The sequence below is a fragment of the Duganella sp. 1411 genome (assembly GCF_017833525.1).
Taxonomy (GTDB): Bacteria; Pseudomonadota; Gammaproteobacteria; order Burkholderiales; family Burkholderiaceae_D; genus Rugamonas.
In genome coordinates this window covers 712,470-728,367 of sequence record NZ_JAFICD010000003.1, presented here as the reverse complement: position 1 = coordinate 728,367, position 15,898 = coordinate 712,470, and the positions used below count along the sequence as shown (strand labels likewise).

The 15,898-nt window shown below is 67.9% G+C and carries 12 protein-coding genes; 5 read left to right on the top strand and 7 right to left on the bottom strand.

Annotated elements, in window-relative coordinates; all coding sequences use genetic code 11:
• Nucleotides 1–7: 7 nt before the first annotated feature.
• The gene (locus JOD97_RS20340) at nucleotides 8–286 is read left to right on the top strand and encodes a hypothetical protein (protein WP_209722302.1); all 279 of its coding nucleotides are present in this window, start codon (nucleotides 8–10) and stop codon (nucleotides 284–286) included.
• Between the two features lie 65 nt (nucleotides 287–351).
• Nucleotides 352–1,881 carry a carboxylesterase/lipase family protein gene (locus tag JOD97_RS20335; protein ID WP_209722300.1) on the top strand — a complete coding sequence of 510 codons (1,530 nt, stop codon included), beginning with the start codon at nucleotides 352–354 and terminating at the stop codon, nucleotides 1,879–1,881.
• 66 nt (nucleotides 1,882–1,947) lie between these two features.
• Here the strand turns inward: JOD97_RS20335 and JOD97_RS20330 are convergent, their stop codons facing one another.
• Entirely contained in the window at nucleotides 1,948–3,072 is a 1,125-nt protein-coding gene (locus tag JOD97_RS20330) for a mechanosensitive ion channel family protein (RefSeq protein WP_209722297.1), read from the bottom strand.
• Between the two features lie 184 nt (nucleotides 3,073–3,256).
• Here JOD97_RS20330 and JOD97_RS20325 point away from each other — a divergent pair, with 184 nt between their 5' ends.
• The 3 genes from JOD97_RS20325 to JOD97_RS20315 are packed head-to-tail and all read left to right on the top strand — an operon-like array spanning nucleotide 3,257 to nucleotide 8,189.
• Entirely contained in the window at nucleotides 3,257–5,539 is a 2,283-nt protein-coding gene (locus JOD97_RS20325) for a trehalose-6-phosphate synthase (protein WP_209722293.1), read from the top strand.
• Between the two features lie 8 nt (nucleotides 5,540–5,547).
• Nucleotides 5,548–6,342 carry a trehalose-phosphatase gene (otsB, locus tag JOD97_RS20320; RefSeq protein WP_229264579.1) on the top strand — a complete coding sequence of 265 codons (795 nt, stop codon included), beginning with the start codon at nucleotides 5,548–5,550 and terminating at the stop codon, nucleotides 6,340–6,342.
• Nucleotides 6,339–8,189: a glycoside hydrolase family 15 protein gene (locus JOD97_RS20315; RefSeq protein WP_209722290.1), complete on the top strand. Its 1,851-nt coding sequence runs from the start codon at nucleotides 6,339–6,341 to the stop codon at nucleotides 8,187–8,189. Before otsB ends, JOD97_RS20315 begins: the two co-directional genes overlap by 4 nt.
• A gap of 162 nt (nucleotides 8,190–8,351) precedes the next feature.
• Here JOD97_RS20315 and JOD97_RS20310 read toward each other — a convergent pair whose 3' ends face one another.
• The 6 genes from JOD97_RS20310 to JOD97_RS20285 all read right to left on the bottom strand — a co-directional run bounded on the left by JOD97_RS20310 (nucleotide 8,352) and on the right by JOD97_RS20285 (nucleotide 15,733).
• Nucleotides 8,352–10,307: an ATP-binding protein gene (locus JOD97_RS20310; protein WP_209722287.1), complete on the bottom strand. Its 1,956-nt coding sequence runs from the start codon at nucleotides 10,305–10,307 to the stop codon at nucleotides 8,352–8,354.
• A gap of 131 nt (nucleotides 10,308–10,438) precedes the next feature.
• Nucleotides 10,439–12,454 carry an AsmA family protein gene (locus JOD97_RS20305; protein WP_209722285.1) on the bottom strand — a complete coding sequence of 672 codons (2,016 nt, stop codon included), beginning with the start codon at nucleotides 12,452–12,454 and terminating at the stop codon, nucleotides 10,439–10,441.
• Between the two features lie 21 nt (nucleotides 12,455–12,475).
• Nucleotides 12,476–13,243, bottom strand: coding sequence for a glycosyltransferase family 2 protein (locus JOD97_RS20300; protein WP_209722281.1), 768 nt, complete (start codon nucleotides 13,241–13,243; stop codon nucleotides 12,476–12,478).
• Nucleotides 13,243–13,881, bottom strand: a complete 639-nt coding sequence (locus tag JOD97_RS20295; protein ID WP_209722278.1) for a bifunctional 2-polyprenyl-6-hydroxyphenol methylase/3-demethylubiquinol 3-O-methyltransferase UbiG — start codon at nucleotides 13,879–13,881, stop codon at nucleotides 13,243–13,245. Before JOD97_RS20295 ends, JOD97_RS20300 begins: the two co-directional genes overlap by 1 nt.
• Nucleotides 13,878–14,663, bottom strand: coding sequence for a PIG-L deacetylase family protein (locus tag JOD97_RS20290; protein ID WP_209722276.1), 786 nt, complete (start codon nucleotides 14,661–14,663; stop codon nucleotides 13,878–13,880). Before JOD97_RS20290 ends, JOD97_RS20295 begins: the two co-directional genes overlap by 4 nt.
• The gene (locus JOD97_RS20285) at nucleotides 14,660–15,733 is read right to left on the bottom strand and encodes an acyl-CoA dehydrogenase family protein (RefSeq protein ID WP_229264578.1); all 1,074 of its coding nucleotides are present in this window, start codon (nucleotides 15,731–15,733) and stop codon (nucleotides 14,660–14,662) included. The genes JOD97_RS20290 and JOD97_RS20285 overlap by 4 nt, the downstream gene beginning before the upstream one ends.
• Between the last annotated feature and the right edge of the window lie 165 nt (nucleotides 15,734–15,898).

Sequence of the window (15,898 nt, the reverse complement as noted above, 5' to 3'; positions counted from 1 at the left end):
TTGAAGCATGGAAGAGTGGCTGATCAAGCTAGAAGAATTTGCCAGCGAAACGAGGGAACGGCTCGCGAAGATAGAGCTGCGCCTGGAACAAACGGCCACCAAGGCGGATATCGCGGACATACGCGCGGACATGCACAAATCAAGCATTGAGATTCTTCGGTGGATGGTCGCAACCTCTGTCGGCCTCTTCGTCGGTTTCGGAGGACTGTTTTTCGTCATGAACAACTCCACGAAGAACCCTGTCCCCATCGTCATTTACACACAGCCACCAGCCGTCACAAAATAATATCATTCCCCCGCTTGGTGATTATCAGAATTGCATCGGCACCGCGTCCACGGCACACTGATGCGATGAAAACACTCTTGCAAGCCGTGCTGATCACGGCAATCGGCTGCGCGGGCGCCCACGCGCAGCAAGTGGAAGTGGATGGCGGCAAGGTCGCCGGCATCCCGATGGCCGACGGCAGCAGCATTTTCTACGGCATCCCTTACGCCGCCGCGCCCACCGGCGAATTGCGCTGGAAGCCGCCCGCCCCGCGCGCGCCATGGTCCGGCGTGCTGGACGCCACCAAGGTCGCGCCGGCCTGCGTCCAGGGCGACACCGGCTGGAACAAGGATTTCCTGGCCACGATGCGCGAGGATTGCCTGACGGTGTCGATCCGCACGCCAGCGCCGATGGCGCGCGGCAAGGCCCGGCTGCCGGTGCTGGTCTACATCCACGGCGGCTCGAACGCCTACGCGGGCGCCGGCGACATGGCCGACGACGCCCTGCACCGCGAGGGCATCGTCGTCGTCAAGCTGCAATACCGGCTCGGCGCCTGGGGCTTCCTCGGCCTCGACGCGCTGCGCGACGAGAACCCGCACGGCGCATCCGGCAACTACGCGCTGCTCGACCAGCTCGCCGCGCTGAAGTGGGTGCGCACCAACATCGCCGCGTTCGGCGGCGACGCCGGCAACGTCACCATCACCGGCAACTCGGCCGGCGCGCTCGACGCGCTGCTGCTGACCATGTCGCCGCTGTCGCGGGGCCTGTTCAACCAGGCGATCCTGCAGTCGGCCGCCCCCGGCGCGCCGCGCACCGCGCGCCAGAACGAGGCGATTGGCAACGTCCTGCTCGACCGCCTGAAGCTGCCGCACGGCGCCGAGGGCCTGGCCAAGCTGAGGACGCTGCCGGCGGCGACCGTCGACGCCGCCGCCACCAACCTGCCGACGCCCGACGGCGTCGATCCGAGCTTTATCTGGGAACAGCAAATCGTCGACGGCCACGTGGTGCCGCTGCCGTACGCCGAGGCCTACGCCAAGGGCGCCGGCAAGGATATCCGCGTCATCATCGGCAGCAACAGCCAGGAACTGGGCGCGGACCGCAAGCCGGAAACGGTGCCGGCCTTGCTCGCGGCCGCCTTCGGCAAGCAAGCCCCGGCGGCCGCCGCGCTGTACCATGACGACGCCGCGCTCGGCAGCGTGCCGACGCAGTTGATGACGGACATGTGGTTCCGCTGCCCGGCGGCCTGGATGGCGCGGCGCATGGCCAACCCGGCGCGGGTGTGGCGCTATGAATTCGGGCTGGGCGCGCCCGGTTCGGGCAAGCCGCCGGAGCATACGTCGGAGATGGAGTACGTCTACCGCGCCACGCCGGCCAAGGCCTTGCCGGCCGACTGGCCGCCGCTGCAGCGCTATTGGGCCAACTTCATCCGCAACGGCGATCCGAACGGCGCCGGCCTGCCGCGCTGGCCGGCGGTGGGGCAAACATCGTGGCAGACGGCGGCGTACCTGGATTTCGCGCCGACGGGTATCGAAGCACGCGAGGGTTTGCGCGCCGCGCAGTGCAAGTTGATGTATCAGGAGCGGGATTACCCGCAGTCGGCGACGGTGCCGAATTAAGCGCCGGCGGTGCCGCACGCGGCGCAGGCGGCGCTTGGATGGCGGATTACGCTTCGCTAATCCGCCCTACGGCGCCGGGCTGTCCGCCACGTGCGTCGGACGTTTGCCCAGGCTGTCCTCCTGCGGGCCGGGCGCGTCGAGCACCGGCCGCAGGCGCGGCAGCGAATCCGGATAGTTGGCCGCCACGAAGGCGATGATCGCTTCGCGGATTTCGCAGCGCAGGTCGAAGGCGGTGCCGGAATCCTGCGCGCTGATCAGCAGCCGCAGCTGCATGCCACGGTCGTCGGCGTCCGTCACGTGCAGCACGCACACCCGCTTGTCCCAGCGCGACGACGCGTGCGTGATGCGCTCGAACTCGGCCCGTATCGCCGGCACCGGCACGCTGAAGTCCAGCCACAAAAACACCGTGCCCAGTATCGACGACGAGGTATGCGTCCAGTTCTCGAACGGGTTTTCAATGAACCATTGCAGCGGCACGATCAGGCGCCGTTCGTCCCAGATCCGCACCACGACATAGGTGCCGGTGATGCGCTCGACCCTGCCCCATTCGCCCTTGACGATCAGCACGTCGTCCAGGCGGATCGGTTGCGAAAACGCGATCTGCAGCCCCGCGATGAAGTTGCCCAGCACCGGCCGCGCCGCGATACCGGCCACCAGGCCCGCCACCCCGGCCGAGGCCAGCAGACTGGCGCCGAACTGCCGCGCACCCGGCAAGGTCAGCAACACAAACCCCAACCCCACCAGGCCGATGATGAAGTTGGCGCTGCGGGTGAGCACGGCCGTCTGCGTCAGCAGCCGGCGCGCGCGCAGGTTGTCGGCGGCATCGACCGGATTGACTTCGGTGATCGTGCGTTTAATGGAATTGACGCAGGCGATCGCCAGCCACGTCAGACAGATGATCAGCAGCACGCTGTTGATCCGGGAAATAGGCAGCAGCAACGGCATGTTTTCCGGCGCGCCCGTCAGCACCAGGCGCAGCGCGAACAGCGCCATGCACAGCTGGCTCGGACGGTAGCCGTACTTGATGGCGTTGGTCGTATAAGGGCGGTTACGCGCTATGCGGCGCAGCAGCATAATGCCCGCCCGATGCAACAGTAGAGCCACAGCAACAAAAATCAGCGCGCTGGCGCCCACTACTGCGGCGGCGCGCCACGGCCCTTCATGCATATCAGAAAAATAGTCGAGATCCATGGCGTGATTCTAGGGAACTTTCCAATGTTGCGGCGCGCCATTTGCCCGCATGCGTGCGCTAGCGAACAAAGTTTTTTCCCTCATGAATGAAACAATAGTGGAGCTGAGGTCGATTGCCACGCATCCCGAAAAATTGATGCAGCGGTTGTTTTTCTATCCTGCAATCACACCTTGAGGACTCTTCATGCTTTCACGCTCCGTTAAATTATCATTACGTTTCATGCTGCCCCTGGCAATATTGCTGGGGCTGTTCGCCTACATCGTCGTCCCGCTGATGGACAACCTGACCCTGCGCTGGTCGGTGCGCGATCTCGACAACCGCTCGCAACTGCTGGCCGCCACCCTGCAGGTGCCGCTGCGCGAGGATGTGCTGCTCAACGACAAGGCCCACATCAAAAAACTGTTCGACGGCGCCATCGAGGACGAGCGCCTGTTCGCGCTGGGCTTCTGCGATCCTTCGGGCAAGCTGCTGTACAAAACCTATACCTACCCGCAATCGCTGGGTTGCTGGGACAAGCCGGCCGACGGCAGCAAGCAAAAATCGCTGGTGCAACTGCCACGCGGCCCGGTGCACGTGGCCGACACGCCGATCGAGGACAACGGCACGGCGCTGGGCCGGCTGATCCTGGTGCACGACATGAGCTTCATCGAGCGCCGCAGCGCCGAAACCACCAAGTACGTGCTGATCTTCTTCGCCCTGCTGGGCGTGGCGATCGCCTTCCTGACCTTGCTGGTGTCGCACCTGAGCTGGCGCGGCTGGCTCGCCAGCCTGAACGACGTGCTGCGCGGCCAGCTGCTGCCGCGCGACGTGCAATCGACCGCGCCGGGCGCGCCGCCGCCGGCGCCACCGCCGGAAATGGAGCCGCTGATCGGCGAACTGCGCAGCCTGCTGGAGGAATACCACGAGGAACGCCAGAGCAGCAGCAGCGGCAACAGCGCCGAGTGGGCGCCGGAAAAACTCAAGGCCTTGCTGCAACAGGATCTGGCCGGCGACCAGGTGCTGGTGGTATCGAACCGCGAGCCCTACATCCACGAAAAAAACAAGGACGGCACGATCCGCGTGCGCCGTCCGGCCAGCGGCCTGGTGACCGCCGTCGAGGCGGTGATGAGGGCCTGCTCGGGCACCTGGATCGCGCACGGCGCCGGCAGCGCCGACCGCGAGACGGTCGACCGCAACGACCACGTGCCGGTACCGCCGAAAGATCCGAGCTACACGCTGCGCCGCGTGTGGCTGACGGAGGAAGAGGAAAAGGGTTACTACTACGGCTTCGCCAACGAAGGCCTGTGGCCGCTGTGCCATATCGCCCACGTGCGGCCGGTGTTCCGCTCGTCCGACTGGGACGAGTACGTCAAGGTCAACCGCCGCTTCGCCGACGCCGTCATCAAGGAGGCGCGCACCGACAACCCGGTGGTGCTGGTGCAGGATTACCACTTCGCATTGCTGCCGCGCATGGTGCGCGAGGCGCTGCCGAAGGCGACCATTATCACGTTCTGGCACATCCCCTGGCCTAACTCGGAATCGTTCGGGATTTGCCCATGGCGCGAGGAAATCCTCGAAGGCATGCTGGGCAGCACGATCCTGGGCTTCCACACGCCGTTCCACCGCAAGAACTTCCTCGACACCGTCGACCGCTATCTGGAAACCCGGATCGAGCCGGAGGCGTCGACCATTTCCTACGGCAACGAGCTGACCCAGGTCGAGGACTATCCGATCTCGATCGCCTGGCCCGACTATCCGGACACGCAGCCGGTGGAACAGTGCCGCACCGAGATCCGCCAGTTGCTGGGCGTGCCGGAAGACCACCTGCTGGCGTTCGGCGTCGACCGCCTCGACTACACCAAGGGCATCCTGGAGCGCTTCCAGGCGGTCGAGAGCATGCTGGAGCTGCATCCGGCCATGATCGGCAAGTTCAGCTTCGTGCAGATCGCCGCGCCGAGCCGCTCGGACCTGGAGGAATACATGAACTTCGAGCAGCGTGTGCGCAAGCTGGCCGCGCGCGTCAACGACCGCTTCGGCAGCGACGGCTATCTGCCGATCATCCTGAAGATCGAGCACCACGAGCAGGCCGAGCTGCAGCGCTACTTCCGCGCCTGCGAGGTCTGCATGGTGACCAGCCTGCACGACGGCATGAACCTGGTGGCCAAGGAATTCATCGCCGCGCGCGACGACGAACGCGGCGCGCTGGTGCTGAGCCAGTTCACCGGCGCCGCCCGCGAGTTGCACGAGGCGCTGATCATCAACCCGTACCACATCGAACAGGGCGCCGAGGCGCTGTACCGCGGCCTGACGATGCCGCCGGTCGAGCAGCGCGAACGGATGCGCAGCATGCGCGACCGCGTGCGCCGCTTCAACGTCTACCGTTGGGCCGGCCACATGCTGCTCGACGCCGCCCGTCTGCGCAAACGTGAAAAAGTGATGCAGAAGATCCGTTCCCACAGCCGCGGCAACCTGCGCCGGGTAGGTTAAAGAAAAAGATGATGACACTAGAAACGAATCCGGCGGGCCCTGATACGCTCGCCGACGGGCAAACCTTCGCGCTGGCCGACTGGCCCGATTGCAGCCTGTTCCTGGACTTCGACGGCACCCTGGTCGACCTGGCCGACACGCCCGACACGGTGGTGGTCGCGCCCGGCCTGGTGCAGGCGCTGGCCGCGCTGCGCGACAAGCTGGGCGGCCGCCTGGCCATCGTCAGCGGCCGTCCGATCGAGCAGATCGACGCCATGCTGGCGCCGCTCAAGCTGCCGGCGGCCGGCGTCCACGGCGCCGAGCGGCGCGCCGCCGACGGCGAGCTGCACTACATCACGGTGCTGCCATTGGACAACGCGCGGCGCCACCTGCAACCGCTGGTGGAGCAATATCCCGACCTGCTGCTGGAGGAAAAACGCGGTGCGCTGGCCCTGCACTACCGGCTGGCGCCCGAACTGAAGGCGCTGTGCGAGCAGACCATGCAGGCCGCGCTGGACGACAGCCCCGGCATGGTGCTGTTGCATGGCAAAATGGTGTTGGAGCTCAAACCGGCATCGAGCACCAAGGGCAGCGCGCTGGCCGCGTTCATGCAGGAGGCGCCGTTCAAGGGCCACCGGCCGGTGTTCGCCGGCGACGACACCACCGACGAAGCCGGCATCGCCTACGCCCAGCAAGCGGGCGGCATGGGCGTCAAGATCGGCGCCGGTCCGAGCGCCGCGCTGCGCCGCCTGGCCTCGCCGCAGCACTTGCGCGCGCAGCTGATGCAAGCGGCCACCACCCTGCCCCAAGGAGACGAACAATGACAAGCGAAACAAATTCCGCCGCACACACCAATCCGAACGAGCAGGCGCCCGGCAAACCGGTCACGCCCGAGGCGTCGCTCAACTGCGGCGTCATCGGCAATTGCTCGTACAACGCGCTGGTCGACCGCAGCGGCAACATCGTCTGGTGCTGCCTGCCGCGCTTTGACGGCGACCCGGTGTTCAACGCCCTGCTCGACAATTCCGAGAACGGCAGCGTCTGGAGCATCGAGCTGGAAAACTGCGTCAAGACCGAGCAGTTCTACGATCCCAACACGGCCGTGCTGCGCACCCGCCTGACCGACGCCGACAACCACGGCATCGAGATCACCGACTTCGCGCCGCGCTTCACCAGCCGCGACCGCATGTTCCGGCCGCTGATGCTGATCCGCCGCATCCGCATCCTCAACAGCGCGGTGCGCATCCGCGTGCGGCTGCGCCCGCGCTTCGAATGGGGCCGCGAGGCGCCCGAGATCACGCGCGGCAGCCACCACATCCGCTACGTCGGCCCGGACCAGACCTTGCGCCTGAACACCGACGCCTCGCTCAGCCACCTGCTGTCGGAGACCTGGTTCCTGGCCAACAGCTCGCTCAACTTCATGCTGGGGCCGGACGAAACGCTCAACGACGGCATCGAGGACGTGTGCCGCCGCTTCGAGAAGGAAACCGTCAACTACTGGCGCAACTGGAGCCGCCGCCTGGCGCTGCCGTACGAATGGCAGGACGTGGTGATCCGCGCCGCCATCACGCTCAAGCTGTCGCTGTACGAGGACACCGGCGCCATCATCGCCGCCATGACCACCAGCATCCCGGAAGCGCCCGGCAGCGCGCGCAACTGGGACTACCGCTTCTGCTGGCTGCGCGACGCCTTCTTCGTGGTGCGCGCGCTCAACAGCATTTCCGAGGTCGGCACGATGGAGGAATACCTGCGCTGGCTGAGCAACATCGTCGCCAGCTCCAAGGGCGGCCACATCCAGCCGCTGTACGGCATCGGGCTGGAGGAATTCCTGCCCGAGTCGACCGTCGACCACCTGCCCGGCTATCGCGGCCACCAGCCGGTGCGGGTCGGCAACCAGGCGCAGGAGCACTTCCAGCACGACGTCTACGGCAACGTGGTGCTGGGGGCGGCGCAAGCCTTCCTCGACCACCGGCTGCTGAACCGCGCCGGCGTGGCCGAGTTCGCGCATCTGGAGGCGGTCGGCGAGCAAGCCTTCCGCGTCCACGACCAGCCCGACGCCGGCATGTGGGAGCTGCGCACGCGGGCGCGGGTGCACACCTCGTCGATGCTGATGAGTTGGGCCGCGTGCGACCGCCTGGCCAAGATCGCCACCGTGCTGGAGCTGCCCGAGCGCGCCGCGCACTGGCAGGCGCGCGCCGAGCAGATCAAGGTGCCGCTGCTGCGCGACTCGTGGAGCGAGAAGCGCCAGGCGTTCTGCGAAAGCCTGGGCGGCGAGGACCTGGACGCCAGCGTGCTGCTGATGGCCGAGGTCAATTTCATCGATCCCAAGGACCCGCGCTTCGTCAAGACGGTGGAGGCGCTGGAAAAATCGCTGTGCGACGGCCCGTACATGCGCCGCTACGAGGCGCCGGACGATTTCGGCAAGCCGGAGACGGCGTTCAATATTTGCACGTTCTGGCGCATCGACGCGCTGGCGCGCATCGGCCGCAAGGCCGAGGCGCGCGAGATTTTCGAGACCATGCTCAAGGCGCGCAATCATCTGGGCTTGCTGTCGGAGGACACGCACCCGGTCACCGGCGAAATGTGGGGCAATTTCCCGCAGACGTATTCGATGGTGGGCTTGATCAATTGCGCGATGCGCTTATCGGCGCCTTGGGACAGCGTGGTGTAAGCGGGCGTTCCCGACGGCTCGCCGATGGCGGATTACGGCGTTCCGCCTAATCCGCCCTACGTGTCTCCTGATGTATGCATGCACCGCACACCGCCGAGACACGTAGGGCGGATTAGCGCAGCGTAATCCGCCAAGCGCCGCCAGCGGCCCATCGATGGCCAATCACGTCGCCTTCCCCAGCTTGTCCAGCACCGCCTCGATGGCGTCGAAATCGACCGGCTTGGTCAAATGCTCGACGAAGCCGGCATCCTTCGACATCGTGCGGTCGCTCTCCGCCCCCCACCCGGTCAGCGCCACCAGCGCCATGCCATCCAACGCCGGGTTTTTCCGCAACGCCTGCGCCAGCTCGTAGCCGTTCAAATTGGGCATGCCGATATCGATCAAGCCCACCTCCGGTATCCAATCCTCCACCACCTCCAGCGCCTCCACGCCGTCATTGGCCACGCGGATGCTGTGCCCCTTGAACTCGAGCAGGCTGGCCAGGGTCTGCGCGGCGTCGGCGTTATCGTCCACCACCAGGATCTTGAACGTATCGGTGCGCAGCGGCGCCGCCACGCCGACGGCGGGCAACGCATCCGCCTGCAACGGCACGCTTAACGGCAAACGAATGGTAAAGGTGCTGCCGCCGCTGTGCGTACCGCCGCTGGTGACGCCGATGCTGCCGTCATGCAGCTCCACCAGCCGCTTGACCAGCGACAGCCCGATCCCCAGCCCGCCGTGCGACAAATCCATGTTCCGCCCGACCTGGTTGAACATATCGAAAATGAACGGCAGCGACGCCTCCGGAATGCCGACGCCGTTGTCCTCGACCGAGATGACGATCTGGTCGCCGTCCCGCACCGCGCTCAAATCGATCCTGCCGCCGGCCGGCGTGTACTTGGCGGCGTTGTTCAGCAGGTTGCCCAGCACCTGCACCATGCGGGTCGGATCGACCATGACCTCCACCGCTTCGTCGGGCATGACGACATACAGCCGATGGCGGGCGCTCTCGATCAGCGGCGCGTTGGCCTCGACCGCCGCCGACATGATGCTCTGCAGCGACACGCGCTCCTTCTTCAGATCGATCTTGCCGCCGTTGATGCGGGCGATGTCGAGCAGGTCGTCGACCAGCCGCACCATGTGCGTGACCTGGCGGTCCATCATGTCGCGCATGCGCTCGACCATCTGCGGATTGCTGCCGCTCAATTTAAGGATATCGAGGCCGCTGCGGATCGGCGCCAGCGGATTGCGCAACTCATGCGCGAGCACCGCCAGGAACTCGGTCTTGCGGCGGTCCACCTCGGACAGGTCGGCCGCCAGCCGGCGCAGGCGCGCCTCGTTCTCCTTGCGCACGCTGACGTCGGTGAACAGCAGCGCCACCTTGCGGCTGTCGGCGTCGCCGACCCGGGTCGCGTAACCCTCGAACCAGCGTCCGCTCGACTGCGCCTGGTTCTCGAAGCGCACCGGCCGCCCCGTCAACGCCACCTGGGCGTAGGTGTCGATCCAGTACGAGCCGATGTGCGGCACCACCTGCTTGATGGTCTTGCCGACGACATCGCCCAGGCCGTAGATCGCGATGCCGGCCGGATTCATCTCCAGCACCCGGTAGTCGACCGCCACGCCGGCGTCATTGAAGATGACATCGATCACGCAAAAGCCCTGGTCCATCGAATCGAACAGGTTGCGGTAGCGCTCCTCGCTGCTGCGCACCTGCTGGTAGAGCTGGCGCAGGCGCTCGTCGTCGGCGCGCTCGCGGGCCAGCTTCTCGTTGAGCAGCGCCAGCTCGGCGTCGAGCGCGCGGCCGGCCACCGCCCGCACCTTGCCGCCGACGTACATGAAAAACACGCCGACCACGACGAACAGCCCCAGCGACAACTGATCGCGAAAGCTGCCGGCGTGTAAAGTGTCCAGCGGGAAAAGCGAGCAGCCGTAGAGGAAGCCCGTCAACAGGACGATGGCCGCCGGGCCGGTGCCCAGCACCGCCGCCGCCAGCGCGACCGATGGAATGAACAACAAAAAAGGAATCCGGTTGCCGACGATGGCCGCAACGCCGATCTGCAACATCAAGGCGAACAGCGCCAGGCCCGCGCCGATCAGATAGCGCGACGCGGTCGGAAGTTTCTTTGCGGAAATCAGCATCACGGGTCCTTGGTTACGCCTATCATACCAAGCGACAACCCCGATCAATAGACCGCCGCGACCGATAACACCCACGGGCCGCGTTTCTTCCCACGCATCTTGCGCCAGCACAAAGTTTTAGCGGTTTTAAATTATTGCTTTTTGACAGGTTCGGGCTTGGAGCCGTGCCGGACCTCGGTCGCCTGCTTGAGCGCGGCGGCGCAATCGACCGCCTCCACATTGCCGGGGTTAATCAGCGGCACCACGGCCGCCAGCGGATTGATGATGCCCAGCGCCACCGCCGCGCCGGCCTTGAGCGCCAGCGGGCCCTTGGCCACGCCGACGTCCGGATTGGCGAACGTGCCGCGCGCGTACAACGGCGTGCGCAGCGAGATGATGCGCACACCCTTGGTCTTCGGCTTGACGTCCAGGTTCAGGCGCTCGCTGGCGAGATCGACGGTGCCGGTGACATCGATAACGGCCTCGTCCGTGTCGACGACGAAGCGGCGCGTCTGCGCCTGGCCTTTTTCGACGACGAAATCGCTGGCCACGCAGTTCAGCTGCACCTGCTTGTCGCCGAACAGCTTGACGAAGACGGCGTTGGCGATGTTCAGGCCGGCCGCCTCCAGCACGAACTTGCTGACCGAGCCCTCGCTGACGGTGGCGCCCAGCTCGCCGCTGGCGGTGCCCAGCATCGCCGACACCGAGTTGCCGGTGCCGGCCAGCGCGGCGTCGCCGTTGACCTCGCCCACGCTGGCCTGCATCGATTGCAGTTTCGGGAACAGCTGGCGGATCTGCAGGTGGCGCGCGGCCATCTTCATCTGCGCCTGGATCGGCTGCTTGCCGCCGTCGAGCGTGATATTGGACGTGACGTTGCCGCCGGCCATGCCGAAGTTGAGCGGCGTCAACGTCAACACCTTGTTCTTCATGCGGATGTGGGTCTGGATGTCCTCGAGCGGGATGTCGTGCGTGCGCACCAGCTTTTTGCCGGTGAATTTGACGTCGGCGTCGAGCGCGTCCCACTTGGCGGTGTTGAATTGCTCCACCGGCAAGGCCTTGCCGGCCGGCTGGTTGGGCTTCTTGTCGCGCGCGGCCTTGTCGGCGTTGCTCTCGGCGCCGATGGCCGGCCCCAGGTCGGCCAGCCGCAGCTGGTTGGACGTCAGCGCGCCCGTCAGCAGCGGACGCGGCTTGCGCGGGCTGTAGCTCAGCGTGCCGTGCAGGTCGCTGCCGCCGACGGTGCCCGTGAAGTCGCGGTAGGTCCAGTTCCACACCGCGCCGTCCTTCTTGCCGCCCAGGCGGCCGGTGGTGGCGTAGGGCGGCGTCTCCGGCAGCAGCACGCCGGTCAGCGGGTACAGGTCGGCCATGCTGGCGCCGGCCAGCGACAGCTTCAGGTCGATGCCGGACAGCGAGCGCGGATCGGTCAGGGTGCCCTCGACGGCGATCTTGTTCTTGCCCAGCATGGCGTTGGCCTGGATCGGGAAGATATCGTGTTCGTCGCGCAGCGACAGCACGGCGCCGGTCTTGCCGCCGCCGGTGACCGGCGCGCCGTGATACGACCCGCCCAGTTCCACCCGCATGCCGTAATTCTTGCCGTCGGCGTCGCCGGGGTTGATGGTGGTGGCCGTGGCGCGCAAATCGAGCTTGATACCATCGTCCAGGTAGCGCAGGCTGCCCTCGCGGAACGCCAGGCGCCGGATGTCGACTTCCCATTTCGACGGGCCGTTGTCCTTGAAGGTCCAGGTGTTGCTGCCGTCGGCGCGGCGCTGGGCCGCCACTTGCAGCTTATCGAGTTCCAGATTGGTGATCACCACCTGTTTGTGCAGCAGCGGCAGCGCATGCAGCGCGACGACGACGTTGCCGGCGCTGGCCAGCCGCGGACCGGTGCTGGTCCACGCCGGATTGGCGACGTAGACGTCGCCGGCGCTGATCTCGGGGCGCGGCACGTAGCGGCGCCAGCCCGGCTCGGCGGGATCGCCCCGGCGCAGGCGCACGTCCAGATCGCCCCGGATGGCGAACTCGCGCCCGATCGTCTGCGACACCTTGTCGTTGATGTAGGGCCGGGCGCGGTTCCAGTCGAACGTCAGCACGAAGATGACGAGCGCCACCAGCAACACCAGCAGTGCGGCGAGGAAGTAATACAGGATGGTGAGGGGGCGCGATCTTCTCATGTGACCCATGCTACGCCCCGATCAGGCGGCGTTATGTGAAGTGTTCAACAAAACCGGCAAATCGGACGGCAGAGCGGCGCGGGCGCTGGCGGCGTAGCGCAGCAGGGTGTCGCCGAAGCCGCCGCTGGCCCGGGCGTTGCGGCGCGCGCTGGTCACCACGCGCGGCGCCGAGCTCCAGGCGAAACGCGCGCCGCAGCGCTCCAGCGCCGCCACCAGCGCCACGTCCTCGCTGCAGGCCAGCGGCTCGAAGCCGCCGGCGCGCAGGTAGGCGGCGGCCGCCACGCCCAGGTTGGCGCCGTGGATGTGGCGGTGGCCGTCGGCGTCGGTGTAGCCGCGCTGGAAATAGCGGCGCAACGTCTCGGCGTCGTCCCGATGCGGCGACCAGTCGTCGACGGCGACGGTGCCGCAGACGACGTCCACCTCCAGGCTCAATTGCGCCGCCAGCCAGGCCGGCGCCACGCGCGTGTCGGCGTCGGTGAAGGCCAGCCAGCGGGCGCCCAGGGCCAGCAGGCGCGCGGCGCCGGCGGCGCGGGCCGCGCCGACGTTGCGCGACGCGACCACCAGGCCCTCGATCACGCAGGCGCCGTCAGCGCCCGGGCGCCCGTGGGCCGCGTGGGCCGCGTGGCGCTCGACGATCGCGCGCGAACCGTCGCTGCAGCTGTCGAGCACCACCACCACCCGCACCGCCTCCCCGCCCAGCGCGGGATCGACGGCGGCGGCGCGCACCGCCGCCAGGCAGCGTTCCAGTTCGCGCTCCTCGTTATGGGCCGGGATGACCACGCCGATCATCAGGCCAGGCCCTCCTGCTGCGCCACCGAATCGGCGCTGGCGGACCAGACGTCGAGCAGGAAGTCGTCCTCGCTGTGGCGCAGCAGGCGATGCAGGCCCGGCGTCGCGTCGAACACGGTGTGCACGCTGTCGGTGTTCAGGCGGCGGTCGGCGAACGGCCGGCGCCAGTGGCACATGGCCAGCGTGCCGCCGTCGGCCAAGCCGGCCACGCAGCACTGCCGCAGGCGCAGCAAGGCCTGTTCGTCGAGGTAGTAGGCCATCTCGCTGATGACGATCAGGTCGAACGCGGCGCCGGCCGGCCACTCGTCCGGCATGCACTGCTGGCGGATCGTCACGCGCGCCGCGTCGCCGGGGTCCTCGCGCAGCAGCCGGCGGCGCGTCAGCGCGACCGCCTCGGCCGACAGGTCGCTGGCCAGCACGCGCTCGGCGCGCTGGGCCAGCGCCGCCGTCAGCTCGCCGTTGCCGCAGGCCGGCTCGAACGCGTTGCGGTAGCGTTGTCGCGGCAGGCACGCCAGCAGCAGGCCGCGCTTGCGCTGCTCGTACCAACGCTGGCGCACCTTCCACGGATCGGCGTCCTGCTGGTAAAGCTGCTGGAAATGCGCACGCGGGTCGAAGCCGGAGGGGAGTGAGGTCGTCATGTGAAATAGATTTCGTAAGGATGCAGCAGCCGCGCCAGCACGTGCGAAGGCAGAATGGCCGGCTGGCCGGTGGAGGGATCGCCATGCAGCTGGCTGGTGAAACAGCCGGCCGCCTCGCGCTTGCGCCGCAGTACATCCCCGCCCAGGTCGAGCCGGCGCGCGCGGCTCCACGGCAGTCTTGCATCGCCCGGCGCGGCCCAATGCCAGGTCCATACGGGCATTTCGATCAAGGTCGCGCGGCAGGCGCCGGCGGCCATCGCGGCGGCCAGGCCGCACGCCTCGTGGTCGGGATGACCGTCCTGGCGCCAGGTCGTGAAGACCACGTCGCCGGGCCGCAGCATTTGCTGCAACAGCGTTTGCAATTGGTCGATCGAGGCGCCCACCGCGCCATCGGGCAGCCGGGCGCGCACCATGCAAGGCGCGGGCCTGCCGCCCCCCTCGCCCAGGCCCAGCGCGTCCAGCGCCGCCTCGGTTTCGCGCGGGCGCAGGCGCGCCAGCTGTTCCGGCGTGAAGGCCGTCGAACCGGGATGGCTGGCCGCGCCGTCGGTCACCGCCACCAGCACCGTGCGGCTGCCTTGCGCCGCCAGCAGTTGCAGCAGGCCGCCGCAGGCCAGCACCTCGTCGTCCGGATGCGGCGCGACGATGACGGCGCGCCGTCCCGGCGGCACCAGCGCGGCGGACGATACCGGCGGCAGATCACACAGTCCGCCCCAGGCTTGCCAGCTGGCGTCGGGCGTGCCCTCGCCGGCGATATGGCGGGAGCCGGGGGCGTGAGCCGTCATAGCGCCCATGGCGACTCCTCCCGCGTGGACAGCATGCGGCCCAGCGCCGCCAGATCGCGCTCGGCGTGGCTCTGGCGCAGGAACACCGGCAGGTCGGCCGCCAGGCGGGCGAAATGGGCGTCGCGGCACAGTGGAGTGGCGCCCAGCGCGCGCGTGGCGTGCTGCAGCACCAGGGTGGCAGCCGCTTCGACGGCGAGCCGCGCGCGCAGCGCCAGCGCGCCGGCGTCCCCGGTGGGATCGGCGTCGATGGCGGCGGCGGCCTCGCGCAGCACGGCCGCCGCGCCGGCCAGCGCGACATCGACCGTGCCCAGTTGCGCCTGACGGTGCGGATCGGGCGCCTGGCGGGCGGCGCCGGCGCGCACGGCGGCCTGCAGATACACGCCGATGGCGCGCGCGGCGCCATACCAGCAGGCCGCGATGCCGGCGCCGCCGTGCCAGAATCCGGGGCGATCGACGTAGGCGCCGGACGCGCCGACGAGAGTGGCCTCGGCATCATCGAAGCTCACGTCGACGCTGGCGCTGCCGGCCATGCCGACGGCCTGCCAGCCGTCGGCGGTCACCGTCACGCCGGGTTGGTCGAGGGCGACGGCGGCCAGCCAGGGGCGCCCGTCGGCGTCCCAGCAGCTGACCAGCGCGTGGCTGACCGAGGCGGCGCCGGAGCACCATTGCTTGCGGCCCGACAGCCGCGCCGCGCCCGTCGCCGGGCGGCTCAGAGAGACACGGCCGTCGGGCGGCTCGGCGCACCACACGCCCCACAGCGCATCCGGCGGCGCCGGCGCGCCCAGTTCGGCCAGAATCGCCAGGGCGTCGGTATGGCCTTCGTAAAGTTTGAGCAGGCTCAGATCGTGACCGGCCACCTCCGCCAACGCGCGCCAGCGCTGCAGCGTCGCGCCCCGCCCCGGCAGCGGCAGGCGGTCCAGCCCCTCGGCCACGATGCGCCGCAGCACCTGGCCGGGAGCGCCCGCGTCGTCGCGTTCGCGCAGCAGCTGGCGCAGCGCGCGGGACGCGTCACGTGGCGCGGGCGGCGCGGGCGGCGAGGGAAGCGGTAAACTCGATAACAGGGCGGACATGGCCATCCATTCGGCACGGTAATATAAACGTACTCATCATGCGGCGACACTGTTGAGCTGTATGTTCGCTCGGACACAGTAGTCACAACTTCCGGCCACGGCGCAGGCCGGCGCCGCGCCGGGTAGAATGAACATCCGGCCCTGACCTTTCTTTGCGTCATTACT